The sequence below is a fragment of the Aquimarina penaris genome (genome assembly GCF_040786285.1).
Lineage (GTDB): Bacteria > Bacteroidota > Bacteroidia > Flavobacteriales > Flavobacteriaceae > Aquimarina.
Map to the genome: position 1 here is coordinate 2039588 of NZ_JBFMKQ010000001.1, position 24632 is coordinate 2064219.

General features: G+C 35.0%; 19 protein-coding genes. 9 read left to right on the plus strand and 10 right to left on the minus strand.

Features of this window, described 5'->3' with window-relative positions; genetic code table 11:
• The first annotated feature begins 167 nt into the window (after positions 1 to 167).
• From ABW637_RS08495 to ABW637_RS08535, 9 genes are all read left to right on the plus strand, one after another.
• Positions 168 to 563 carry a hypothetical protein gene (locus ABW637_RS08495; RefSeq protein ID WP_367584226.1) on the plus strand — a complete coding sequence of 132 codons (396 nt, stop codon included), beginning with the start codon at positions 168 to 170 and terminating at the stop codon, positions 561 to 563.
• A gap of 679 nt (positions 564 to 1242) precedes the next feature.
• Positions 1243 to 2019, plus strand: a complete 777-nt coding sequence (locus ABW637_RS08500) for a sensor histidine kinase (protein ID WP_367584227.1) — start codon at positions 1243 to 1245, stop codon at positions 2017 to 2019.
• A gap of 25 nt (positions 2020 to 2044) precedes the next feature.
• The gene (locus tag ABW637_RS08505) at positions 2045 to 2692 is read left to right on the plus strand and encodes a response regulator (RefSeq protein WP_367584228.1); all 648 of its coding nucleotides are present in this window, start codon (positions 2045 to 2047) and stop codon (positions 2690 to 2692) included.
• Between the two features lie 580 nt (positions 2693 to 3272).
• Positions 3273 to 4949, plus strand: a complete 1677-nt coding sequence (ilvD, locus tag ABW637_RS08510; protein WP_367584229.1) for a dihydroxy-acid dehydratase — start codon at positions 3273 to 3275, stop codon at positions 4947 to 4949.
• A gap of 105 nt (positions 4950 to 5054) precedes the next feature.
• A complete protein-coding gene (gene ilvB, locus ABW637_RS08515) occupies positions 5055 to 6788 on the plus strand; it encodes a biosynthetic-type acetolactate synthase large subunit (RefSeq protein ID WP_367584230.1) in 1734 nt (577 codons plus the stop codon).
• Positions 6789 to 6794: 6 nt separating this feature from the next.
• Positions 6795 to 7328 carry an acetolactate synthase small subunit gene (ilvN, locus tag ABW637_RS08520; protein WP_367584231.1) on the plus strand — a complete coding sequence of 178 codons (534 nt, stop codon included), beginning with the start codon at positions 6795 to 6797 and terminating at the stop codon, positions 7326 to 7328.
• 237 nt (positions 7329 to 7565) lie between these two features.
• Positions 7566 to 9041 carry a ketol-acid reductoisomerase gene (gene ilvC, locus ABW637_RS08525; protein ID WP_367584232.1) on the plus strand — a complete coding sequence of 492 codons (1476 nt, stop codon included), beginning with the start codon at positions 7566 to 7568 and terminating at the stop codon, positions 9039 to 9041.
• Between the two features lie 228 nt (positions 9042 to 9269).
• Complete coding sequence (gene ilvA / locus ABW637_RS08530) at positions 9270 to 10535, plus strand: threonine ammonia-lyase IlvA (RefSeq protein ID WP_367584234.1); 1266 nt, start codon at positions 9270 to 9272, stop codon at positions 10533 to 10535.
• A gap of 180 nt (positions 10536 to 10715) precedes the next feature.
• Complete coding sequence (locus ABW637_RS08535; protein ID WP_367584236.1) at positions 10716 to 11270, plus strand: hypothetical protein; 555 nt, start codon at positions 10716 to 10718, stop codon at positions 11268 to 11270.
• 197 nt (positions 11271 to 11467) lie between these two features.
• Here the strand turns inward: ABW637_RS08535 and ABW637_RS08540 are convergent, their stop codons facing one another.
• The 10 genes from ABW637_RS08540 to ABW637_RS08585 all read right to left on the minus strand — a co-directional run bounded on the left by ABW637_RS08540 (position 11468) and on the right by ABW637_RS08585 (position 24168).
• On the minus strand, positions 11468 to 12145 hold the full coding sequence (locus tag ABW637_RS08540) for a bifunctional 4-hydroxy-2-oxoglutarate aldolase/2-dehydro-3-deoxy-phosphogluconate aldolase (protein WP_367584237.1): 678 nt from the start codon (positions 12143 to 12145) through the stop codon (positions 11468 to 11470).
• Positions 12146 to 13150: a sugar kinase gene (locus ABW637_RS08545; protein ID WP_367584238.1), complete on the minus strand. Its 1005-nt coding sequence runs from the start codon at positions 13148 to 13150 to the stop codon at positions 12146 to 12148.
• Positions 13151 to 13288: 138 nt separating this feature from the next.
• On the minus strand, positions 13289 to 14050 hold the full coding sequence (locus tag ABW637_RS08550) for an SDR family NAD(P)-dependent oxidoreductase (RefSeq protein WP_367584239.1): 762 nt from the start codon (positions 14048 to 14050) through the stop codon (positions 13289 to 13291).
• 20 nt (positions 14051 to 14070) lie between these two features.
• Positions 14071 to 15339, minus strand: coding sequence for an MFS transporter (locus ABW637_RS08555; protein ID WP_367584240.1), 1269 nt, complete (start codon positions 15337 to 15339; stop codon positions 14071 to 14073).
• Positions 15340 to 15577: 238 nt separating this feature from the next.
• On the minus strand, positions 15578 to 16285 hold the full coding sequence (locus tag ABW637_RS08560; protein WP_367584241.1) for a FadR/GntR family transcriptional regulator: 708 nt from the start codon (positions 16283 to 16285) through the stop codon (positions 15578 to 15580).
• Between the two features lie 252 nt (positions 16286 to 16537).
• The gene (locus tag ABW637_RS08565; protein ID WP_367584242.1) at positions 16538 to 17425 is read right to left on the minus strand and encodes a polysaccharide lyase family 7 protein; all 888 of its coding nucleotides are present in this window, start codon (positions 17423 to 17425) and stop codon (positions 16538 to 16540) included.
• Between the two features lie 87 nt (positions 17426 to 17512).
• Complete coding sequence (locus ABW637_RS08570; protein ID WP_367584243.1) at positions 17513 to 18412, minus strand: polysaccharide lyase family 7 protein; 900 nt, start codon at positions 18410 to 18412, stop codon at positions 17513 to 17515.
• 8 nt (positions 18413 to 18420) lie between these two features.
• A complete protein-coding gene (locus ABW637_RS08575) occupies positions 18421 to 19458 on the minus strand; it encodes a PKD domain-containing protein (protein WP_367584244.1) in 1038 nt (345 codons plus the stop codon).
• Between the two features lie 51 nt (positions 19459 to 19509).
• Positions 19510 to 20952 carry a RagB/SusD family nutrient uptake outer membrane protein gene (locus ABW637_RS08580; protein WP_367584245.1) on the minus strand — a complete coding sequence of 481 codons (1443 nt, stop codon included), beginning with the start codon at positions 20950 to 20952 and terminating at the stop codon, positions 19510 to 19512.
• A 12-nt stretch (positions 20953 to 20964) separates the two neighbouring features.
• Positions 20965 to 24168: a carboxypeptidase-like regulatory domain-containing protein gene (locus ABW637_RS08585; RefSeq protein ID WP_367584246.1), complete on the minus strand. Its 3204-nt coding sequence runs from the start codon at positions 24166 to 24168 to the stop codon at positions 20965 to 20967.
• Positions 24169 to 24632: the final 464 nt, after the last annotated feature.

Here is a 24632-nt window from a genome sequence, read left to right on the forward strand (position 1 = left end):
CCCTACTTGTATTTTTCTTGTTCTGAGATTATTTTCATAAAAGGCTAATATATATTGTATTAGCAGGGTTTGATGTGTTCGTACATTCTGAAAAAGGGCTAAGATGTTTGCTTAAGAGGTTGTTTTTTAGATATATTAGCAATTACTAACCCTAAAAAAGTAAGGTAATGGCAAAAAAAGTACCTAAAAACTGTATTACAGTAGACGAAGCAAAAGAATTACAAAAAGGATGGTGCGATACTCGAACCCCAGAGATAGATAAATGTATTGGATTTCAGGATACCAGAGAATTTTGGTGGAGTGTAGAAGAACTACAAGAATATCTTAAATATGTAAAAAAACAATCCAAAAAACAGGGAATTGATAATCCGGGAGTTAGGATGTATTTTGGAGCGTATCCCAAAGAAAAGTGTAAGATGAATAGAGGGTATGCTACAATGTTTATTGCGCCAACAGGAGCACCCGCAGGAGGTTTGGGTAAAGGAGGAGATACTGCTTCCAATAATTATGAAATAAGACCAATGAATATAGGACAAGGAGGACATCCACCAAATGAATATTAGAATTGGATTCGATTAGTATATTATATTTCAAGGAGACGATATTTTTAGTTGAGTTTTTGGCAGCTCTAACTGGAATATTAAAATTTAAAAAATGCCGAGATGACTTTTCTCGGTATTTTGTTTTTTTTCTTTGTTTTGTTTTTTTTGTTGAATTCTTGGGACATTATACTTCTCTTTATAAGTATGGTTATTTGTCTTTTTTAATTGGTACTAAATTTGAAAAGAATTTTTGGATTTATAATCCTTATCTAATAATTAACTTCCTTTTTTATACTTTGTTTTTTTTGCATAATATGAAATCATTAAAAATGAGGTTGTTCTTTAAATCTGCGTCAATTTTTTATTTAATTAGCGCAGTTTTAAATTTGTTACTAACAAATGTCTTTTTTACCACTTTTTCGGCATATTCATTTGTTTTCGGAACAATACTTCTTTTATTAGCGGTACTTTATTACTTTTATGAAGTTTTATATGATGATGAAATAATAAATTTTAGGAGCTCATTTTCTTTTTATGTAGCGATTGGGGCTTTGGTGTTTCATCTTTGTGTTGCACCGTTAGTAATTTATAGTATATATTTTATTGAAGAAGATAATCCACTTTTTGTTAAGGTTTATTTAATTACTCTTACCTTGACTAATATTTTTATGTATACTTGTTACGCTATTGGTTTTATAGTATGCTCGAAAAAGAACAAATCTTACTTATAATATATTTTACCGTAATTATTCTATTTTTTATAGTTTTCGGTATCATTTTCTTTGTGGCTTTCCAGCGTAGAAAAAATAAACTCCTTCTCGATAAATTTAAAGCAGAACAACGTTTTGAGGATGAGATTTTTAAATCTCGTATAGAAATCCAGGAACAAGCCTTAAAAAATGTAAGCTGGGAGCTTCATGATAATATTGGTCAGTTATTATCTACGGCAGTCATGCAAATTAATATTATGGGGACAGCCATAGATGCTAAGTCGGCAGATTCTCTGCAAGATGTGCGTAAATTAGTAGGAGATAGTCTTCAAGAAATACGTAACTTATCCAAAACATTAAATAATGAAGTAATCCATAATATAGGATTGGAAAAATCTATACATGTAGAACTGGATCGATTCGAAAAACTTCGCTTTCTCAAAACAGAACTTACAGTAACCGGAGAAGAGTTTCATATTGATCCAAAAGATGAGATTATTTTGTATCGTATCATTCAGGAGTTTTTTTCTAATACTATAAAATATGCAGAGGCTTCTAATCTAAAAGTAGCATTAGAGTATACTTCAAAAAGTTTAATGATTAAGATCGAGGAGGACGGAATAGGCTTTGATATGAAATCTGTTCAGGCTAGTTCTGGATTGTTAAATATGAAGAGTCGGGCGGCCTTGGTAAAGGCAAGTTTTGATTATAGATCGGCACCCGGGAAAGGAGTGTCACTTTTATTATCGTATCCTACAAAGGAATAAGGATTGAATAAAAAGCGTACTAAACATGAAAAAAAAGACTATAGTAATTGTTGATGACCATCTTCTGTTTGCGCAATCTCTAGAGAGTTTGATTTCTAAGCTTGAAGAGTATGAGGTTTTGGCAATTCTTAAAAACGGTAAAGAACTCACGCAATATTATCTTCACAAAAGAAAAATCCCTGATCTTATTCTTTTAGATGTAAAAATGCCCGTAATGGATGGGGTGCAAACCATGTTATGGCTTAAAAAAAATCGACCTGATCAAAAAGTACTGGCCTTAACAATGGAAGATGATGAAGAAACAATTATCAAAATGCTTAGAGCTGGCGCAAAAGGGTATTTGCTAAAAGATATCCACCCAGAGAATTTTGAGTTTGCCATGAAAATGGTAATCGAACAAGGTTTTTATTATTCAGGAAGAGTTGAAAGTGCATTAAAACAATCAGAAGGATTTGAGCCTGTTATAGATCTTCAGGAAAGATTAACCGATAAAGAAAGAGGGTTTTTAAAATATGCATGTTCAGAACTTACCTATAGAGATATTGCCGCAGAGATGGGGTTAAGTCCAAAAACGATAGAAAATTATAGAGAAGCCGTTTTTAGAAAGCTAGAAGTTAAAACCAGGGTTGGGTTAGTGATCTATTGTATCAAGAATAATCTATTCAAAATATAGATGATTTTATTTTATAGTACTGCAAAGGTTATTTTTATATAAAAAATATCTATATTTATCATCATATATGAAAACAAACAACATCAATATTGTAAATGTCATTACTATTCAGGTGATTATTTCACCTTGATAAGGGATGTTTATAGTATTAAATATATAATGAATCCCTTTATTGTAAAGGGATTTTTTTATGGATAAAAATTTTAAAATGAATATATCAAAATACATAATTAGTATTGTCATTATCATCGTGGTGATTCACTCACCATGAAGGGATTTTGTTTTTGAAAAAAACGATAGGACTCCCTTCAATTTTTGAAGGGAGTTTTTTTATGAATTAAAATAGATGTTTAATAAAAATTAACAAATAGTGATTGTAAATATTTTATATCTAATTACTTGATTATCAATGATTAATACATGTATTGTAGCTATTGGATGTTGTAAGGGTATTGAATAATATGCAATGGTTTAGCCACAACGAAATAATTTTATACTGTGGTTTATTTATTAAGGTATGTATATCTTATTTTTTTAGTTAAAATTTTAAATAATTCTCAAAAAAATCACAAAAAGAAGAATGAGTATCAATAAGTATAGTAAACAAGTCACTCAAGATGACACACAACCAGCAGCTCAGGCGATGCTTCATGCTATTGGTTTAACCGATGACGATTTTAAAAAGCCATTAGTGGGTATTGCAAGTACTGGATATGAAGGAAATCCTTGCAATATGCACCTAAATGATCTGGCTAAATTGGTAAAAAAAGGTACCATAGAAGAAGATGTGGTTGGATTAATATTTAATACCATCGGTGTAAGTGATGGGATTTCTATGGGAACTCCCGGAATGCGTTTTTCACTTCCTTCGAGAGATGTGATTGCTGATTCTATGGAAACTGTTGTGCAGGCCATGTCATATGATGGTATGGTAACTGTAGTAGGATGTGATAAAAATATGCCAGGTGCATTAATGGCAATGCTTAGGTTAAACCGCCCTGCGATACTAGTCTATGGGGGAACAATAGCTTCAGGCTGTCACGAGGGTAAAAAACTAGATGTAGTTTCGGCTTTTGAAGCTTGGGGAGAAAAAGTTGCCGGGACTATAAGTCAAACAGAATATAAAAGTGTCATAGAAAAAGCCTGTCCTGGAGCTGGTGCTTGCGGAGGAATGTATACCGCAAATACAATGGCTTCGGCAATAGAGGCATTAGGCATGTCATTGCCTTATAATTCATCAAATCCCGCAATAAGCAAAAATAAAGAAGAAGAGAGTGTTGCCGCTGGTCGCGCTATGCGTTTATTATTAGAAAAAGATATTAAACCAAAAGATATTGTAACTAAAAAATCGCTCGAAAATGCAATTCGCTTGGTTACGATACTTGGCGGATCCACGAATGCAGTGTTACACTTTTTGGCCATAGCTCGAGCTGCCGATGTAGAATTTACCTTAGCAGATTTTCAGAGAATTAGTGATGAGACCCCGTTTTTGGCCGATTTAAAACCGAGCGGAAAATACCTTATGGAAGATGTTCATGAAGTAGGAGGGATTCCTGCAGTGCTTAAATATCTATTAAAGAAAGGGTTGCTTCACGGAGATTGTTTAACCGTTACCGGAAAAACATTAGCAGAAAATTTACTGGATGTTCCTGATTTAACCGAAGGCCAGGATGTTATCAAACCTTTGGAGAATCCTATAAAGAAAACCGGACATCTTAGAATTATGTTTGGAAATCTTGCAGAAGATGGATGTGTGGCCAAGATAACAGGTAAAGAAGGGTTACGTTTTCAAGGAAAAGCAAAAGTATTTAATGGAGAATATGATGCAAATGATGGTATCCGAGATGGTAAAGTTGAAAAAGGTGATGTAGTCGTCATTAGGTACGAAGGACCCAAAGGTGGCCCAGGAATGCCAGAAATGCTAAAACCTACTGCTGCAATTATGGGAGCTGGTCTTGGTAAAGATGTAGCATTAATTACCGATGGAAGATTTTCTGGAGGTACCCATGGATTTGTAGTGGGCCATATTACTCCAGAAGCACAAGAGGGAGGTATGATAGGGTTGGTAGAAGATGGTGATATCATTACCATTGATGCCGAAACTAATTCGATTACTGTAGCTGTTGACCAAGCCGAAATTGATAAAAGAAAAAAAGCATGGGTACAACCTGAGTTAAAGTTTAGCAAGGGGGTATTGTATAAATATGCAAATACGGTTTCATCGGCATCACAGGGATGTGTAACCGATGAATTCTAATACTCTTGTAGTATTTAATTGAAGTATCATCTCGTGAAAACGGGAACTTAAGAAAGTAAGAATAGTCTAGTCTCTAAGAGGCTAGTCTTAAAATAAAAATCGCGTATGGAAACACAAACGCAAACCATAAAAAAAGAAACTAAAGTGGAGACCGAAAAAATGACTGGTGCAGAAGCTGTTATACGATGTCTTTTGGCAGAAGGAGTAGATTTGATTTATGGATATCCAGGCGGAGCGATAATGCCCGTTTACGATGAATTATACAAGTATCAAGATCAGTTGCATCATGTTTTGACCAGACACGAACAGGGCGCTACACATGCAGCGCAAGGCTATGCCAGAACTAGCGGTAAGGTTGGTGTTGCCATAGCAACTTCGGGCCCAGGGGCCACCAATTTTGTTACGGGTATAGCCGATGCTCAGATTGATTCTACACCTATGGTATGCATAACAGGTCAGGTAGGGTCTCATTTGTTAGGTTCTGATGCTTTTCAGGAAACTGATATTATTGGAATCTCAACCCCCATTACTAAGTGGAATCATCAAGTAACCAAAGCCGAAGATATACCTGCAATTTTGGCTAAAGCATTTTATATTGCTAAATCAGGACGGCCAGGTCCAGTTCTTGTTGATATTACTAAAGACGCGCAATTTGGAGAATTAGATTTTGCTTACGAAAAGTGTAAAGGTGTACGAAGTTATAAACCAGTTCCCAAAACAGATCCTAAAAGTATAGAAGAAGCTTCGAAGTTGATTAATGAAGCTAAGAAACCTATGATTGTTTTTGGCCAAGGGGTTATCTTAGGTGAGGCCGAAGAAGAATTGAAAAATTTTATAGAAAAATCCGGAATTCCATCGGCTTGGACCATCTTGGGATTATCTGCATTGCCAACCGCTCACCCTTTAAATGTAGGTATGGTGGGTATGCATGGTAATTATGGGCCAAATAAGCTAACCAACGAATGTGATTTGTTATTAGCCATAGGAATGCGTTTTGATGATCGTGTAACCGGAAACCTGGAAACTTATGCCAAACAAGCCAAAATAATTCATTTCGAAATTGATCCGGCAGAGGTAAATAAAAATGTAAAGGCTGATGTAGCAGTTATGGGTAATGTTAAAAATACATTGGCGCAAGTGCTTCCTTTGATACAACCTAATACGTATGATTCTTGGGTACAAGAGTTTAAAGATTATGATACCATTGAGTATGATAAGGTAATCAAAGAAGAACTACACCCGTCTAAAGATGGCCTTTCTATGGGTGAAGTACTTAGAGGGATCAATGAAGAAACCAAAGGAGATGCCGTAATTGTGTCTGATGTAGGGCAACATCAAATGATCGCTTGTCGTTATGCCGAGTTTACTAAAACCAAAAGTAATGTTACCTCTGGTGGTTTAGGAACGATGGGGTTTGCGTTACCTGCAGCAATTGGTGCAAAAATGGGAGCTCCAGAAAGAGAAGTTGTAGCTATTATAGGAGATGGTGGTTATCAAATGACCATACAAGAATTAGGTACAATTTTTCAAACCAGAGTGCCGGTAAAAATAGTGGTCCTAAACAATGATTTTTTAGGAATGGTACGTCAATGGCAACAACTATTCTTTGATAAACGATATGCTTCTACAGAAATGGTAAATCCTGATTTTGTAACTATTGCAAAAGGATATCACATTGAGGCTAAAAGAGTAACGAAAAGAGAAAACTTACAGGACGCTATCAAAGAAATGATTGCTTCAAAAGAACCGTACTTTTTAGAAGTATGCGTAGAAAAAGAAAATAATGTTTTTCCGATGATACCTACAGGAGCATCGGTTTCGGATATAAGGTTAGAATAGATAGATATGAAGAAAGAAAATTATACAATATCGGTATATACCGAAAATAATATAGGACTACTTAATAGGATATCGGCCATCTTTATGAAACGTCATATCAATTTGGATAGCATGACAGCTTCGCAATCTGAGATTAAAGATGTGTTTCGGTTTACTATAGTTGCAAAGTTAACTGAAGAACAGGTTAAAAAACTTGTCGGACAGATCGAAAAGCAAATAGAAGTAATAAAAGCTTTTTATCATACAGAAGAAGAAACTATTTATCAGGAAACGGCTTTGTTTAAAGTGGACTCAAAATTGTTATTCGAAGAACGACAAATCCAAAATGTAATTAAGAATAGTAATTCGAATATTGTTACCGTCACTCCAGAATTTTTTGTCATCGAAAAAACTGGAAGAAGAAGAGAAGTAGAAGCATTATATCATAAGTTAGAACCTTATGGATTGATGCAATTTGTGAGGTCTGGAAGAATTGCAGTGACTAAAGATAAAATGCATATTTCTAAAATACTGGAAAATTTTACTGAAGAAGCTGTGTAAGGGATAGCAGCGACATCCTTTTTTATTTTTCGCACCCTGAGCTGCTACGCTGAGTTTATCGAAGTGCTGTCGAAGGGTAAGAAAAATAAAAAAGATAAAGCGTATAGCCCGACCCTGAGTTCTCGCACTGAGTTTATCGAAGTGCAGTCGAAGGGATACACTAAAAAAATAAACAACTGTAAATCAAAATTAAAATCAATATTCCGTAACAGGAAAAAACAACTAATTAAGAAGGAAATGGCAAATTATTTTAATACGCTATCATTAAGAGATCAATTAACGCAATTAGGAAAATGTAGGTTTATGGATGCTGAAGAATTTTCGGCAGGAGTTGATATCTTAAAAGGAAAAAAAATTGTTATTGTTGGATGCGGTGCACAAGGCCTTAACCAAGGATTAAATATGAGAGATTCGGGATTGGATATCTCTTATGCACTTAGAGAAGCAGCGATTAAGGAAAAAAGACAATCGTTTAAAAATGCTAGTGATAACGGATTCAACGTAGGAACTTATGAAGAATTGATTCCTAATGCAGATGTTGTAATTAATCTTACACCAGATAAGCAACATACGCAAGTGGTTACCACAGTGATGCCACTGATGAAAAAAGGAGCTACCTTATCTTATTCTCATGGGTTTAATATTGTAGAAGAAGGAATGCAGGTTAGAGAAGATCTTACCGTAATTATGGTGGCACCAAAATGCCCGGGATCCGAGGTAAGAGAAGAGTATAAAAGAGGATTTGGTGTACCAACATTAATTGCTGTTCATCCAGAAAATGATCCACAAGGCCATGGTTTGGATCAAGCCAAGGCATATGCGGTAGCAACCGGAGGTAATAGAGCAGGAGTATTAGAATCTTCATTTGTTGCCGAAGTAAAATCGGATTTGATGGGCGAACAAACAATTCTTTGTGGGTTGTTGCAAACAGGATCTATTTTGTGTTTTGATAAAATGATAGAGAAAGGAATTGATGCGGGATATGCTTCTAAATTAATTCAGTATGGTTGGGAAACGATCACCGAAGGATTGAAATATGGAGGCATCACTAATATGATGGACCGATTATCAAACCCATCAAAGTTAAAAGCATTCGAATTATCTGAAGAATTAAAAGATATCATGCGCCCTTTATTTCAGAAACATATGGATGATATTATTGGCGGACATTTTTCGAAAACAATGATGGAAGACTGGGCAAATGACGATAAGAATTTATTATCCTGGAGAGCCGCCACTGGTGAAACTGCTTTTGAGAAAACACCGGCAGGAAATGTTGAGATTTCTGAGCAAGAATTTTATGATCATGGAGTACTCATGGTAGCTTTAGTAAGAGCTGGGGTAGAATTGGCTTTTGAAGCAATGACTGATTCTGGAATTATTGAAGAGTCTGCATATTATGAGTCTTTGCATGAAACTCCATTAATTGCAAATACCATTGCACGTAAGAAGTTATTTGAGATGAATCGTGTAATTTCTGATACTGCAGAGTATGGTTGTTATTTGTTTGATCATGCTTGTAAACCATTATTAACTGATTTTATGAAGAATATCGATACCAATGTAATTGGTACATCATATGATCAAGGCAAAAACAACGGTGTAGATAATGCAAAATTGATTGAAGTGAATGCTGCATTAAGAAATCACCCTATCGAAGTTATTGGAGCTAGATTAAGAGCTTCGATGACTGCAATGAAGCCTATAGTGTAAAAAAATCGTCGATTCGAGTACTTCGACATGAGGAGAAGTGTATCGAGAATAAGATTTTGAATAGTTGAAGCTTTTTTCGATGCAATTTTTCTTCATTTTATTACGAAAAATCACTCGAAATGACGCTTCAAATAATGTATTTGTCTAGCCGGGTCTGTTAAAGTTTTTTGAGATGTGTATTGTGTAATCTTTGATGGATCCAGGCTGACAAAAAATAAAGTAAAAATTATGAGTACAACGACTACTACCTATTTTCCTGATTTAGAGGATATCCAAAAAGCGGCTTCAGTGATTAAGGAAGTTGCAATGGTTACTCCTTTGATGAATAGTATTCGGTACTCAAGGAGATACGATGCTAATGTTTTATTAAAACGAGAGGACCTTCAACGTGTACGATCCTATAAAATAAGAGGTGCTTTTAATAAAATAAGCTCGCTCACTAAAGAAGCATTAAATAAAGGTGTGGTTTGTGCTAGTGCAGGGAATCACGCGCAAGGAGTTGCTTTTGCTTGTCATCATTTAAAAATTGAAGGAACAATTTATATGCCATCGGTTACTCCGAAACAAAAAGTTGCACAAACAAAAATGTTTGGAGGAGAGTATGTAAAAATAGTTCTTGAAGGAGATACTTTTGATGACTCCTCAAAGGCTGCGATGAAGGCCTGTGAGTTAGAAGAAAAAACTTTTGTACATCCTTTTGAAGACCCCAAAACTATAGAAGGTCAAGGAACCATAGGGCTTGAAATATTTAAGCAAACAGATGTACCAATCGACTATGTTTTTGTAGCAATAGGTGGAGGCGGATTAGCTTCTGGATTATGTGGAGCGTTAAAAGCATTGTCTCCTAAAACTAAAATTATTGGAGTAGAACCAGATGGAGCTCCTTCGATGTTAACATCTATTCAAAACAATAAGAATACAAAGATTCCTGAAATTGATAAGTTTATTGATGGTGCCGCTGTACAAAAGGTGGGTGATCTAAATTTTGAAATTTGCAAGGAATATCTATCCGATATGTTTACAGTCCCCGAAGGGATGGTATGTCAAACCATATTAGATTTATACAATAGAGATGCAATAGTAGTCGAACCAGCGGGTGCCCTTACGCTAGCAGCTTTAGAATTTTATAAAGATAAAATCAAGGGTAAAAATGTGGTTTGCATTGTAAGTGGTAGCAATAATGATATTACCCGTACTGCAGAGATCAAAGAAAGAGCATTGTTGTATGCAGACCTGAAGCATTACTTTATTGTACGATTTCCTCAACGTGCTGGTGCATTAAAACAGTTTGTAGGTGAAGTATTAGGGCCAAATGATGACATTACACATTTCGAATATTCTAAAAAGTCAAGCAGAGAAAATGGTCCTGCTGTGGTTGGGATTGAGTTAAAAAACAAGAATGATCTTGAGCCGCTTATCACAAGAATGAAAGAACTTAATTTCTTCGGGGATTACCTAAACGATAAACCTGATCTATTTCAGTTCCTGGTATGATTTGAAACAATAAGTAGGGTATTGAAGCCTTTATTTTTTCGAATTAGATGTTATTATTTATAATTGTCTATATGTCAGTGGATTATGGTTTTTAAATTAACAATTTATCTTAAAAAATTGTTAATTAATGTTTTTTATCGATATATTCGCTCCTTTAAACGATAAAAACTTAAATCTATTATGAAAAAATTATTACTTTTTACAGCTGTAGCTTTATTAGGATTTACAGCTACAAATGCACAGGTTAAACTTGGTTTTGGTCTTGGTTATGCAATGCCTACTGGAGATATCGCTGATTTTACTGATGGTGGTGTTTCTGGACATTTTGAACTTGGTTATGGTGTTACAGAAGATATCGATGTATCTTTCCTTTACCAAGGAGATTTTTTAATTGGTGCTAATGGAGAAGGAGGAATATCTTATGGAGCTATTGCCTTAGGAAGTTATATGGTAAATGGTCGTTACTATTTTACAAAAGAAGGATTTAGACCATACGGTAGTCTTGGATTAGGTATAACATCTGTTGGTGCAATAGAATTAGAATCAGTATCTGCTGGGACTAATGTTGAAGTAGGGGCAAGCACATCTAATTTTGCTATTCGTCCAGCACTAGGTTTTAAATATGGTGTTCTTAATATGAATTTTTCCTATTTAAGTGCAGGTAAAGTGGGTGATACCTCCGTAAGCGATTTCGGAATAAACCTTGGTCTTTTATTTACTTTTGGAGGAAAGTAATTAAACCATTATTGATATATTTTAATAAGACCATCCAATAGGATGGTCTTATTTATTTTTCTACATTGAATTTCATATATAAAAGAAACCCTTACAGCATTTTGCAAGGGTCTTTCTGACAATTGTGAAAACAGACTGCCAAGAGTAATCTAATTTCAGTTTTGGTTCACTACATAACAAAAACACAAAACATGAGATCAATCTTCTTTTCTTAATTCATGTACTATTTGAATTGATTTCCTGGTTAATTTCTCAATCTTTTTATAGTCAAAATCATCATTACTATCTTTAACGATAAGTTTTGATCCCATGCCTACACAATAGGCTCCTGCATTAAACCAGTTCGTAAGGTTTTCTTTTTCTGGAGTAACTCCACCACTTGGCATGATACTAGACCAGGGGCATGGTGCTAAGATACTTTTGATAAAATCTGGACCGCCAATGGGTGCAGCAGGAAATATTTTCACAATCTCTGCGCCTAATTCTTCTGCATAATTAATTTCAGTAAGAGTAGCGCACCCAGGTAACCAAGATATTTTTCGCCTATTACAAACTTTTGCTATATCTGCGTTTAAAATAGGAGAAACAATAAAGTTTGCTCCTTTTTGAATGAATAATGAAGCAGTCCCAGAGTCTACAATGGATCCAATACCAAGAATCATCCCCGGAAGGGCATCAATGACCCATTTTGAAAGCTCTGAAAAGATGTCCTGAGCATAATCTCCTCTATTTGTGAATTCAAATATCCTTGCTCCTCCATTATAACAAGCTGTGATTACCTTTTTTACTATGTCGATATCTCGATGATAGAAGAGAGGTACGATCCCCGTATCTTTCATTATCTGTGCGACTTCTATTCTTGTATACTGTGCCATTTACCTGCTTATTCTTCCTGTTACGTTACCCCTAATAATGTGCAATACCTCATCTTCAGTAACTAAATTAGCATCTCCTTCTATCGTATGCTTTAATCCGCAAGCTGCATTAGCAAATTCTAAAGCCATTAGGTCGTCATAGTGTAATAGTCCATGAATTAATCCAGCTGCGTAGGCATCACCAGTGCCAATTCTATCAATTACATGAGTAATTTCTAATTCATTAGTTTCTAAAAACTCTTTTCCGTTCCACATTCGGGCTTTTATTTTATGCCAGTTTGCATTAATAGATATTCTTGTTTTATCAAATATTTTTTCTATGCTCGGATACTCATTGATTAATAATTTACTACCCGCTACAAATCCTTCTTTAGTATGTGCAAAGGTAGTGCTTAACAGTTCATTAATTTCATTTGGCCCGCCAATAAAAATGTTCGACATATGGATCAACTCATTTAGGATATCGATAGCATTTTTTTCGTAATTCCATAAATTGCTTCTATATGCTGGATCTGTCGATATTGTTATTCCTTTCTCTTTGGCAATTATTAGCCCTTCTTTAAGTGCTTGATAGGCGTTATAGGATAGGGCAGGAGTAATACCCGTCCAATGAAACCATGTGCAATCTTCAAGAATTGTATGCCAGTCTATTTCTTTGGGATCGATATTACTAAATGCAGAATGAGATCTATTGTAAGATATAACGCTTGATCTCATGACTGCACCGACCTCCAGAAAGTATACCCCCAAAGGATGGTCTGTATCAATAATTGCTTCTGTATCGACCCCAAACTTTTTGAGATAACTTTTGGCAGCATCACCAATAAAATCTTTAGACACTGCACTAACATGCTGGGTTTTAGTGCCAAATTGAGATAATGAAATAGCCACATTGGCTTCTGTTCCACCAAAGTAATATTCTAGTTGATTGGATTGCTTTAATTTTTTATTTCCAAGAGGAGCTATACGCATTAAAACTTCTCCAAAGGTTACTACTTTATTCATTTTCAACTTTGATTTATTGTGTTTAGAAGTATACCTTTTGGTTAAACTTCCATTTATTTTAACATTATTCCCTATAAATAAAGATGATTAATCACTAGCTAAATTAGCAATTATTTAAATTCATATAATGCTTTATTTTCAAATTCCTAAGGCTTGTCCTCCACCAATTTGAATAGTTTCGGCCGTTATAAAAGCGGCATTATCACTAGCTAAGAAAGAAACAACAGACGCTACATCTTCTGGTTGACCTAGTCTTCCTAATAAGATATTATTTTTCCAGGAAGCAAAAACTTCTGGCTTTGTTGATTTAATTTGCGCGTGGAATGGAGTGTCAATAGTACCAGGAGATACCGCATTTACTCTAATTCCATACTCCGCTAGGTCTTTTGCTAATGCTCTGGTTATTGCATTCACTGCTGCTTTAGAGGTTCCGTAAATTCCTGCTCCAGGCCCCCCTGCAGTCCACCCTGCATTTGATGTGTAGTTAATGATAGAAGCGTTTTCTCCTTTTTTAAGGAATGGAATAGCGGCTCTTGAAGCAAAAAAAGTGGAGTCAAGGTTTAATGCCATTACAGATCTGTAAAATTCTGTTGTCATTCCTTCAAATCGGGATCTTCCACCTAAACCACCGGCATTATTTACCAGTACATCAATTTTACCGTACTTTTCTCCAATTGTATTTATGTTTGAAGTTACAGCATCTTCGTTTGTAACGTCAAATCCATAGTATTCGGCAGTTATTCCTTGAGCGGTAAGCTCTTCTACTCTTTGAGCTCCTTTATCATCTTCTATACCGTTTAAAATTACTGTATATCCATCGTTGCCTAATCTTTTTGCAACTTCGAAACCAATACCACCGGTAGCCCCGGTTACTATGGCAACTTTTTCTTTTAAATTCATTTTTTTAAATAATTATTAGGTTAATTTTTTTCTTTTAATGGTTTTATTTCTTTAATCAGTACAAAAATCGATAGTACCGATAGCGGTGCCAATACTGCCAGAATGATAAATGCCGGAGTATAGGAAACGGTTGTTATTTTAGGGATAATAAAGTTCATTATTGCTACCGAAATAGCCCCAATAGTACCGGCAAGTCCAGCTAGGGCTCCTACCGATTTACTTTTTAAGAGGTCACTAGATAAGGTTTGTATATTGCTAATAGAGAATTGAAACCCAAAGAGCACGATAAATACAAAAGATACGAACTTGATAGGCGTGTCTGCGAACAGGATAGCACCTATAATAGATATAAAAATAATGGCTCCTCCAAGAGCGATAACTCTTTTTCTGGCTTTGTCTAGACTATGCGATTTCATTAATCTCTGCACATACCAACCTCCTGCAATACTGCCTATAGCAGCTCCTACATAAGGGAACCAGGCATAAAGACCAATCTCTTTTACGTTGAATCCATATTCTTTATTAAGATAAATGGGCATCCAGAATACAAATAACCACCAGATAGGTTCAATAAAGAATCGAGCGGCTAATATTCCCCAAGCTTCTTTAAATTTCAGTATTTTTAAGAGCGGCAAAGCTTTCTCTTGATTATTGTCTTCATTGTTTTGTTCTTGATCAGATAAGATATATTCTTTTTCTTCATTAGTTATCCATGGATGCTCTTTGGGTTGTTTTTTATTGAAAATTAACCATGGAATGATCCATAAAAACCCAATCACACCAATGATGATAAAAGTCCATCTCCATCCATATCCTTCAAATAACTCTGCAATCGTTGGGGCGGCAACTATTGAACCAATAGCGGCACCAGCATTAAATATTCCTTGTGCAACTGCTCTTTCTTTTATGGGAAACCATTCTGCATTATTTTTTACAGCCCCAGGCCAGTTTCCAGCTTCCGAAACTCCTAATATACCCCTATAGAGCCCCAAGGAAGCCAGCCCTTTGGCAAAGAAATGAAGTAAAGACGCTAACGACCAGAAAAAGATAGATAGTACAAACCCAATCTTGGTACCTACCTTATCATATACCCAACCAGAGATAAATTTACCGGCTGCATAAGTGATAGTAAAAATGTTGATAATCCAGGCATAATCTTCTTCTGTTAGCCCTAAATCTTTTTTCATTTCTGGCCACATGATACCCAGAGCAGATCTATCAATATAATTAATTATTGTTGCAAGGCATACAAGCCCTATGATCCACCATCTTAATCCTTTAACTTTCATATTTTTTGTTTAGTTAAAGAGAATTCTCTGAAAAGTATTCAAGAGCTTTACCTTCTATAAAGATGTAAGGCAGGCCTGGTATTATTTCAGTTTACTGAGAAGTCACTGAAGTTCTAGATAGATCTAAATATATCTTAACTATCTAAATACTTTTTTGTGAAATGGTCTAAGTATGAATCCCTCTATATATTTTTAATAAGAAAATAAAAACGTGCAATTTTATTTTCTATGCTTTTATTTAATCTTTTTGGTTGTAACAGTATTGATATAACATTTTGAAGTGAGCTTTCATTTTTTGCTTAGCTAGCTTCGGGTTTTGGGTTTTAATGGCTTCATAGATATCTGTATGCTCTTGGATTCCCAAAAATGCCTGGTTAGTGTCACATACATGGTATTTTTCAAAATTGGTAATGATTCCGGGGGTAATAATAAGCATGAATGTATTCATAGTACTATTACCACTTGCTTTGGCAATTGCCAAATGAAATAACAAATCTTCTTGCACTGCATCTTCACCTTTGATAACTTTATCTGCATATGCGTCAAGAGCTTCTTTAATAAGTTTTAAATCATCATCGGTTCTTCGTAAAGCAGCTAACCGGGCTGTTTTTAATTCTAGTAATATTCTGGTTTCAACTAAAGATTTAAATTCAGGTTCCTCCAGACGTAAAATGTCTTCAATCATACCATTCATCGCAATAACTCCAATGTTCGCTACAAAAGTGCCACTTTGGGGGATGGACTGTAAAAGTCCGTAAAACTCTAATTTCTGAATGGCCTCTCTAATGTTTCCTCTACTAACTTCAAATTTTTCTGATAAAGTTCTTTCTGAAGGTAACTTATCACCTGGTTCTAAATTTTTATAATTGATTAAATCCCGTATTTGAGAAATAATTTTTTTCTGAATTTCGCGGTTTTCATTCTTTGTTAGTATTTCTAATTTCATAGTCATTAGTGTATGTTAAATAAATTGGTTAACCAGATTGGTTTTCCAAAATTAAAAAATTATTTGTAACAATAAAAGGATATAGGTATTTATAATTTTACTTGGCTTAGTCTATTGATTATCAATAGAGTTTGTTACCTCTTTGGGTCGAGATAACAAACTCGATAACAAGGCTAACTCAATTCTATCTTATTCATTTTGTTCATATTATCCTTAATTTATAGTTCAAATAATTATATATTATATTTTAAATCAATGATGTATTTCTAGCTCGAAATATTTAACTTTTGCAAAGGCACCTTCATCGCGTGTAACTAAATAATTACCAGCTTTGAAATAGTTTTCAAAAACACCCCATTTTTGAATATTGATATCGTCATATACCACCGAAGTTTCATCATTTAAAATGATTTCCATCTTTCCTTCTGAGGCTTTAACTTCTAGTGTGAATTTTTCAAAACCAACATAGTCAGGAAACGTATATCCTTCATCATCTCCCCAGGCATCGGTTCTTAATAGCTCTGTGTCACTTGCATGTATATCCTTCAGTACTTTTGTTTTCACTCTTACTTTACCATGAGCCCAGTATATTTTTAAAATAGGTGGTGCGTTATTGTCCCTTTGTCCAATCAAATCTCTTTGTTGATCAGTAAGTCTTCCATGAATTTGCATGATAATGGTTCTATGATATTTACCATTATCATCTTTTGTGATCTCGTTCATAGCCAAAGTCCCCTTCATGGTTCCACCTTGTTTAAAGGTCCAGTTGGTTGTATTGCTTCCCGGATCCATTTGTTCTCTAAGTTCTGTTCTTGAATATGACGAATTTGCCGTAGATGAACCTGGATAGGTGTAAAAAACTAAAGCACCAGCTGTAGAGTCATTGTACATAAAGGGTTTTACTACTTCGTTTGTAGCATAGTTTAAAATTTCTGGAGGTTTAACCTCAGTTGGGTTTCCGATTGGTAATGTGACTTTCCAATGACTCAGGTCAATATTTGGTAATGTATAATTTTGTGTGTTTGGGTTTTCGTCGTTAGTAATATCATCGTCTTGGTCGGTACTGTTTATTTCTTCTTCTAAACTATTATTTTGCTTCTCATTATCACTTTGACAGCTTGTACATAGTAAAAAAAGCATGGTTGATACTATTACTAGTATACAGCTAAACTTGTTCATTAAAGTAGTTTGTATATATGTGATTATGTTTTTTGAAGACATCATAGCTTAGTGACTAACGGTTAAATCATAAAATTTTACTTTAGCAAATGCTTTTTTATTTTTTGAAGCTAAATAATTACCGGCTTTAAAATAATTTTCAAAGATTCCCCATCTCTTCATATCGATTCCTTTGTATACTTTTGCTTGTTTATCATTTAGAATTACCTTCATTTTACCTTCTGAGGCGATTATCTCTATAGTGAATTTTTCAAAACCAACTTTTTTGGGAAAATTGTATCCTTCATCATCTTTCCAAGTGGATTTTTTTAAGATTTCTTTATCCGAGACATATTGATCTTTAAGAAACTTTGACTTTAATCGTATTCTACCGTTATTCCAATATACTTTCATAATTGGAGGGGCATCATTATCGCTTTTACCAATTAAATCACGTTGTTCATTAGATAATCTCCCATGGATTTGTAGCACTATCACCTTATCATATTTGCCTTTTTCGTTTTTTGAAATTTCATCAATTGCAATAGTGGCTTTCATGCGTCCCCCTTCTTTAAACGTCCAATTGACATTATTCTTACCAGGTACCATTTGCTCTCTAAGTTCACATCTAGAGTATTTAGTGTTTGTGGTTGTTGCTCCTGGTGTTGCATAAAATACTAAGGCTCCATCTTCTGGATCATCATACATATACTTTTGTAATGTAGGGTTGTTTGCATAATCCAAAATTTCAGGTGGACTAACATTAATTGGCTTTGGACTACCAATAGGTAATGTTACTTTCCAATGGCTTAAATCTATTTTGGGCGATTGATTTTCTTCTTTCCTTTTCTCCCATTCTTTTTTAACATTCGAATCTGCAACACTGCTTGTCTGGGATTGACAAGTAGTGCTGACAGATAGAAATATTATTACTAAAAATGGTAATATATTTTTTTGAATGTTTTTCATTTTACAGATTAATTAGTAGCTGTAATCGTTACAGAATCAGCTCGTATTTCTTCATCTCCACTGTTATATCCGAAGTCTCCACCGCCACCACCAGTAGCTGGGCCTCCAATTCCTCTTATAAAAAGAGCAACACTGTTATTAGCACCTGAATTAAATGAATATGTATACGTAATATAACCATCATCATTAGGGTTAGCTTGTGTCTGAATTAAAAGGTTATTTGCAGCCTCTTCAACCTGTGAAATTGAAGAATACCCAAAACCATCCTGGGGAAAGTCTACAGTATCTGTATAATACGTGGGAGTGTAACCACCTGTATAACCAGAACCTGCTAGAACTCTTAATTCGAGCATACTAGGAAATGAACCACCTGCGGGACTTTTAAAAGATGTAACTATTTCTACTGTATAATCTGAATCTGGCACAACTTCAAACTCTTGATATAGATGATCTGGCTCGTTATTATCAAATTTAACAACGTTATCAGAACCTCCATTACCAGAACTAGATTCTCCTTGGTCACCAATACTCTTGTTAATCCAACCAGAGCACGTACAATCAGAACCTGAAGATTTTGGAAGTTTGTCAAAATCAGCGTTAACCAAAACAGGGTCAGGAACATCTGGTTTTGGGGGCTCAATTACTTCAATACTTTTAGTAATTGTGCTCGTCTTTCCCAATTTGTCTGATGATGTTAAGGTCACCTCAAATGTACCTTCTCCAGGAAATTCTAGATTGATGTTTTCTGAAGCAAGTGTAGGAGTAATGTCATCTTCTGTATCCAGATCTAATAATATGACATTCTCAGGGATTTCCCATTGATAATCAGTAGAGCTTACAGACTGATTTGTTATAAAATAAACTTTAAAGTCTTCTTCTAAATTTGTTCCTTCTTTTTGAATCGCTACAAAGTTTGCAGAAGGAGGGGTTAAATCAGGTAAGTCTCCAACTTCTGGAAGGTCATCATCCTGACAAGATATCAAGACTGCTATACCCGTTATAAATAACCAAGTATATGTTTTTAGATATTTCAGCTTTGTCTTCATTTTTAAATATTTTAATTATTTACTTCCTGAAATTCAGGAAAGAATATAGTGTTAATAGCCTGGGTTTTGTGGATAGAAGTTATCTGTTACATCTCGCTCTCTTTGCGGAATAGGTAGCAAGAGGTCATTCGCAGAAAAATTATATCCATTATCATTAGAAAACTGAGTAAGTATTGGCACGGCTTGATTAAATCGTATTAGATCGTATAACCTATGATTTTCAAAAGCTAGTTCGACTCTTCTTTCGTTTAATAAATCTTCTTTTGTAAGAACATCCCCACCTGCAATAGGCGCTACTCCAGCTCTTTCTCGTACTCGGTTATAAGAAGCTATTGCATCTGCATCAGAGGTTTCTAAAAATTCTCCCATAATTGCTTCGGCATGCATTAGTAAAACATCAGAATAACGTAGTACTATCCAATCTCTACCCGAATTTTGATCGGCATCAGGTTGAAATTTATTGTTTTCAACTCTGTTGCTACCAACAGTAGAACTTAAGAAACTTACAGGAAATCGTATTGGTTCGTTTGCTGCTGTAATTAATGCCTGAAGCTCTGGTGTAGCCAGGTTAACTCCTTGCGCACGACCAGCAGCCGTCATATCAATACTGAATCGCTGAGAGTCTCCTTGCACTTGTGCATCACTATTATCTCTGGCATCAGAAGTTATGGGTGGAGTACTTAATGATTCATAAGAAACCGCAAATATGATTTCTTCATTTAACTCATTGTCAAAGGCAAAGACACTTTCAAACGAATCTAAGAGTTGATATCCGTAAGGGTTATTTTCGTCAACAAGTTCGTCTAGTACTATTTTTGCCTGTGCATAGTTAGGAGTAGGAGCGCTTAAGTATACTTTAGCAAGCAATGATTTTGCTGCTCCGGCGGTTCCTCTATTTGCTTTTGCACTAAAACTTTCTAAATTGGAAATTGCATTATTGAAGTCACTCACTATTTTTTGATATACCTCACTTAAGGGTAGTCTTGGATATTCTTCAAAATCCTCTGGAGTAATTTCTCTATCTACAAAAGGTACGTCTCCAAACGCTCTTGCTAAATTAAAATGGGATAAACCCCTCATAAAATAGGCTTCTCCGATAATTTGGTCTTTATTGCTATTTTGGATTCTATCTTGATTATCAAGAATAATGTTTGCCGATAATATTACTTTATAATTGTTGGTCCAGTAATTGGCTGCTTCTCCCAGGTCTGCGGTCATACTAAAAGACTCGATGTCTCCAAAATCTCCATCTCCATTTGCAGATACGCCATTATCTGATCTAAGTTCGGTAATAAGAAACTCACCTGCCGGAATTTTTTGGTATCCATCATACATTCCATTTAGAATCGAAACAAAACCAGAAGGATCATTAAGAGTTGGAGCTTTATCAGGTTCGTTTGGATTGCTTATGGTTAGTTCATCAACAGAACAGCTAGTTAGCATCAAAGAAACAACGGCTGTTGTATATAATATTTTTAAAAAATTAGTTTTCATGCCTTTGTATGTTTAAAATTGAAGATTAAGACCCATAGAAACTACTCTAGGAATTGGCGGTGCCCCTCTTTGATATCCAAAGGTTGTCGCTAAATTTGCTCCTCTGGTATTATAATTTGCACCTTCAGGATTAAATCCAAAATAGTCATCGGCTGTTATATAAATTAAATTTTCACCGTTTAGGTATACTCTTAATTTATCGATATTCATTTTTTTAGTTATATCCGTGGGTAATGTATAACCGATTCCTATATTTCGTAATGCTATAAAAGAAGCATCTTGAATATGATCGTCTGTAAAGATTCGTTTTCTTAAAAATTCTCTATCAGGTACATCACTGGTAACATCCTGATTTGAGCTAAATTCGTTTCTTTGATATTCTAAATCCGAAACACGAACTTCGGCTCCATGAGAACCTTGTAATGAGAAACTTAAATCTACACCGTAAAAATTGAAGTTACTAGAGAATCCCCATTCAAAGTCGGGATAAGGATTTCCTAATTCGGTTCTATCCTCATCATCAATAATACCATCACCATTTAAATCTTTTACGTATACATCTTGAGATTGTGCATTGATAGGGTAGAAGGGATTGTTAAGGTATTGAAAAGGAACTTCTCTGTCCATTACAAAACCATAAAAAGAAGTGATGGGTTGTCCTTCGTTTGCGATAAATTGAGTAGCTCTTTTATCATCTTCAATAGAGGAAATTAATCCATCATTTTTGCCAAAATCTACCAATTCATTAGTGTTTTTTGTGAATTGAGCAGAAACATTCCATTTAAAGTTTTGTCCTGAAATAATATTAGAACGTGCTTCAATTTCTATTCCTTCATTTTTAACTTCTCCAGAGTTTTGTAAAAAACCTCTTGCTCCTGTAACAGATGGTATTGGTAAAAATAGAATAAGATCATCACTAGATCTCGTATAGTAATCAGCAGACAGGCCAAATGCACCGTTTGCTATTTCTAAATCAATTCCTGGATTAAATTCAATTAGTCGTTCCCATCCAAGATCCGGATTGGCGATAACGGTAGGTTTTAATCCTGGTTGTCCATCAAAAACAACAGGAGACAGGGTGCTTAATGATCTGTATAAAGAACTAAAAATATTACGATCTATGGCATTAGACCCTGAAACCCCATAACTAGCTCTTATTTTAAGATCTGTAATTATATTACTGTCCTGAAGGAAACGTTCGCCAGAGATTCTCCATCCTACTGAAGCAGCAGGGAAAAATCCAAATTTTGTATTTTCTCCAAATCTTGAACTCCCATCAGTTCTTGCACTAATCGAAAGTAGATATTTGTCATCAAAATCATAATTAACACGTCCAAAATAAGAGATTAGTTTTTCGTTCCCCAAACGAGTAAAACTTCCTTGCTCACCTACATTTGCTGCCGGAATATTATCCGTAATATCATCGGTAAACCCTAAACCTCGTGTAGATTGCTCTGTAAAGTCAAAATCATCAAAAGAAAAACCACCTACGGCGTCAATAGTGTGGCCTCCCAAGTCTTTTTTATACGTTACTAAGGATTCTACACCATAGTGAGTTACAGTTCTTACTCTTTCATCTCTTTGAGTACGTCCAGATCTATTTTGGTGATGAAGAATACCTCTTTTATCGTAATCTCTGGTGAATCTAAAATCACCATAAATTGTTTGTTTAAACTTAAGTCCTTCAGCTAATTTAAATTCTAAGAAAGAACTTCCGAGGATTTTGGTTTCTCCTTTCGTTCTTTTTCTTTCTAATACTTTTGCTAGTGCATTGGCATCACCTGTAGTACTTAGGCTAATTCCTCCACTTGTTCTCGTAAAATCTAGAACAGGATTTCCTAAAGCATCTCTAAGTATACCTCCACCATCTTGTGTATAAACATGATCAAACATTCTCTCAAGCGCATAGTCGCCAGCTATGGCGTCAGAAAAAATAACTGCCCCACGGCTATCTGCTGTATTCACTAGGCCCAAAGTAGCATCGTTTAACCTGGTTGGTACCCATGGAGATTGTCTAAGGGCGGTTTCAATACCCACAGGAAACCTTCTTTGTAGAGTATTTTGCCCGTTTAGGTTTAACCCAAACCTGATTTTATTGTTTTTGGATTTTGAGTTGATCTTAACTCTGGCATTATACCTTTTAAAATCATCGGTGAGTAATATACCTTCATCATGAACATAACCCAGTGAGGCATTGAATTTGGTTTTAGGCGTACCTCCTGTAGCAGAGAAAGAGTGACTTTGAATAGTCCCACCATCTATCATGATGTCTTGCCAGTCCGTTTCTCCACCATTTGCTGCAGCAATTATGCTGGCAACTGTTAATGTTGCATTGCCTTTATCCAAATTTTCTTGAAATCTTTGCCCCTCGGTAGAGTTTGGATCCAGGCCAGATTGAACCCCATTAATATATTGTTGCCAACGGGCTACAGATGAGGTGTACTGATCATTTTTTGGCGCAAACTTGAACCCTGTATAGGTGTTGTAAGCAAATTTTGTATCACCGCTTTTACCTTCTTTCAGGGATACTATAATAACTCCATTAGCCCCTCGAGATCCAAAAATAGCAACTGATGAAGCATCTTTTAATACCTCGATAGACTGAATGTTGTTAGAATCAATACTACCTAATAAATCAGGATCAGTACCCAGTGCTACACCGTCAACTACTATTAAAGGACTTGAGTCGCCCGAAATAGACCCAGGACCTCGAACTGTAATTTTTGGTGCCCCACCAGCTTCTGGATTTGTGGCTTGGATTCGGATTCCGGCAACTTTACCTACAATTGCATCATCAAGACGAGCAACCGCTCTGTTTTGAATTAATTCTCCAGATACTTTTGCAACAGATCCAGTTAGGTTTTTTTTGGATTGTGTACCATATCCAATGACCACAACTTGTTCAAGTTCTGCAGCGTCTTCTTCTAATACAATGTCTATGGCGGTTTGATTAGTTATGATTACAGTTTGTGTTTTAAATCCTACATATAAAAACTCAAGAATATCTCCTTGCTTAGTTTTTATAGAATAATTACCATCAAAGTCGCTTGAGGTACCATTAGAAGTACCTTTAACAAGTATGTTTACACCCGGAAGTGGTGTTTTGTCTCTTGCATCTACGATTGTTCCTGTTACTGTATAAGAGCCGTCCTGTGCCAGCAAAGGAATTTGAAATAAGATAAGGACAATAAAAATTAGTTTAACTTTAAAATTCATTTTGATTGTGTTATGTTCCTACAATTTTGTTTGACCCCCTAAAAGGTGTCTTCATGAAGAATATTTTTTCTTTATTCCCCATTCTTTATTAATCACATAACTATACGGTTTTAACAAATTTTCGTATTTTTGCTTAGCATGTGATTTGTAAAGTGCATGCTTGTTTAAGTATTACTTCCCTATGAAAGAAGTAATTTTTTAAAAAGGATAGGCGTGCACCTGTCCTTTTTTTGTTTTCTAGTAATTAGTTTGTTTCATAATGACTGAGTTTAATTTTTTGTTAGAAGTAATTAATGTGTTTTTTTGGTAAACCAAATTGGATAACCAAATTGGTTTACCAAATATATGTTATTTTAATGTTAATAAAAAAATAATTCTAATTTTAAATGTTAAAATTTTGAACACCCTTAGTTTTTAGGGGTTGAACATTAAAAGATCTTCAGTTTTTTGCGTTTGAAAAGCAA

Coding starts and splice junctions, on each gene's coding strand:
- ABW637_RS08495 (WP_367584226.1), top strand. CDS start 168: ATGGCAAAAAAAGTACCTAAAAACTGTATTACAGTAGACGAAGCAAAA.
- ABW637_RS08500 (WP_367584227.1), top strand. CDS start 1,243: ATGCTCGAAAAAGAACAAATCTTACTTATAATATATTTTACCGTAATT.
- ABW637_RS08505 (WP_367584228.1), top strand. CDS start 2,045: ATGAAAAAAAAGACTATAGTAATTGTTGATGACCATCTTCTGTTTGCG.
- ilvD (WP_367584229.1), top strand. CDS start 3,273: ATGAGTATCAATAAGTATAGTAAACAAGTCACTCAAGATGACACACAA.
- ilvB (WP_367584230.1), top strand. CDS start 5,055: ATGGAAACACAAACGCAAACCATAAAAAAAGAAACTAAAGTGGAGACC.
- ilvN (WP_367584231.1), top strand. CDS start 6,795: ATGAAGAAAGAAAATTATACAATATCGGTATATACCGAAAATAATATA.
- ilvC (WP_367584232.1), top strand. CDS start 7,566: ATGGCAAATTATTTTAATACGCTATCATTAAGAGATCAATTAACGCAA.
- ilvA (WP_367584234.1), top strand. CDS start 9,270: ATGAGTACAACGACTACTACCTATTTTCCTGATTTAGAGGATATCCAA.
- ABW637_RS08535 (WP_367584236.1), top strand. CDS start 10,716: ATGAAAAAATTATTACTTTTTACAGCTGTAGCTTTATTAGGATTTACA.
- ABW637_RS08540 (WP_367584237.1), bottom strand. CDS start 12,145: ATGGCACAGTATACAAGAATAGAAGTCGCACAGATAATGAAAGATACG.
- ABW637_RS08545 (WP_367584238.1), bottom strand. CDS start 13,150: ATGAATAAAGTAGTAACCTTTGGAGAAGTTTTAATGCGTATAGCTCCT.
- ABW637_RS08550 (WP_367584239.1), bottom strand. CDS start 14,050: ATGAATTTAAAAGAAAAAGTTGCCATAGTAACCGGGGCTACCGGTGGT.
- ABW637_RS08555 (WP_367584240.1), bottom strand. CDS start 15,339: ATGAAAGTTAAAGGATTAAGATGGTGGATCATAGGGCTTGTATGCCTT.
- ABW637_RS08560 (WP_367584241.1), bottom strand. CDS start 16,285: ATGAAATTAGAAATACTAACAAAGAATGAAAACCGCGAAATTCAGAAA.
- ABW637_RS08565 (WP_367584242.1), bottom strand. CDS start 17,425: ATGCTTTTTTTACTATGTACAAGCTGTCAAAGTGATAATGAGAAGCAA.
- ABW637_RS08570 (WP_367584243.1), bottom strand. CDS start 18,412: ATGAAAAACATTCAAAAAAATATATTACCATTTTTAGTAATAATATTT.
- ABW637_RS08575 (WP_367584244.1), bottom strand. CDS start 19,458: ATGAAGACAAAGCTGAAATATCTAAAAACATATACTTGGTTATTTATA.
- ABW637_RS08580 (WP_367584245.1), bottom strand. CDS start 20,952: ATGAAAACTAATTTTTTAAAAATATTATATACAACAGCCGTTGTTTCT.
- ABW637_RS08585 (WP_367584246.1), bottom strand. CDS start 24,168: ATGAATTTTAAAGTTAAACTAATTTTTATTGTCCTTATCTTATTTCAA.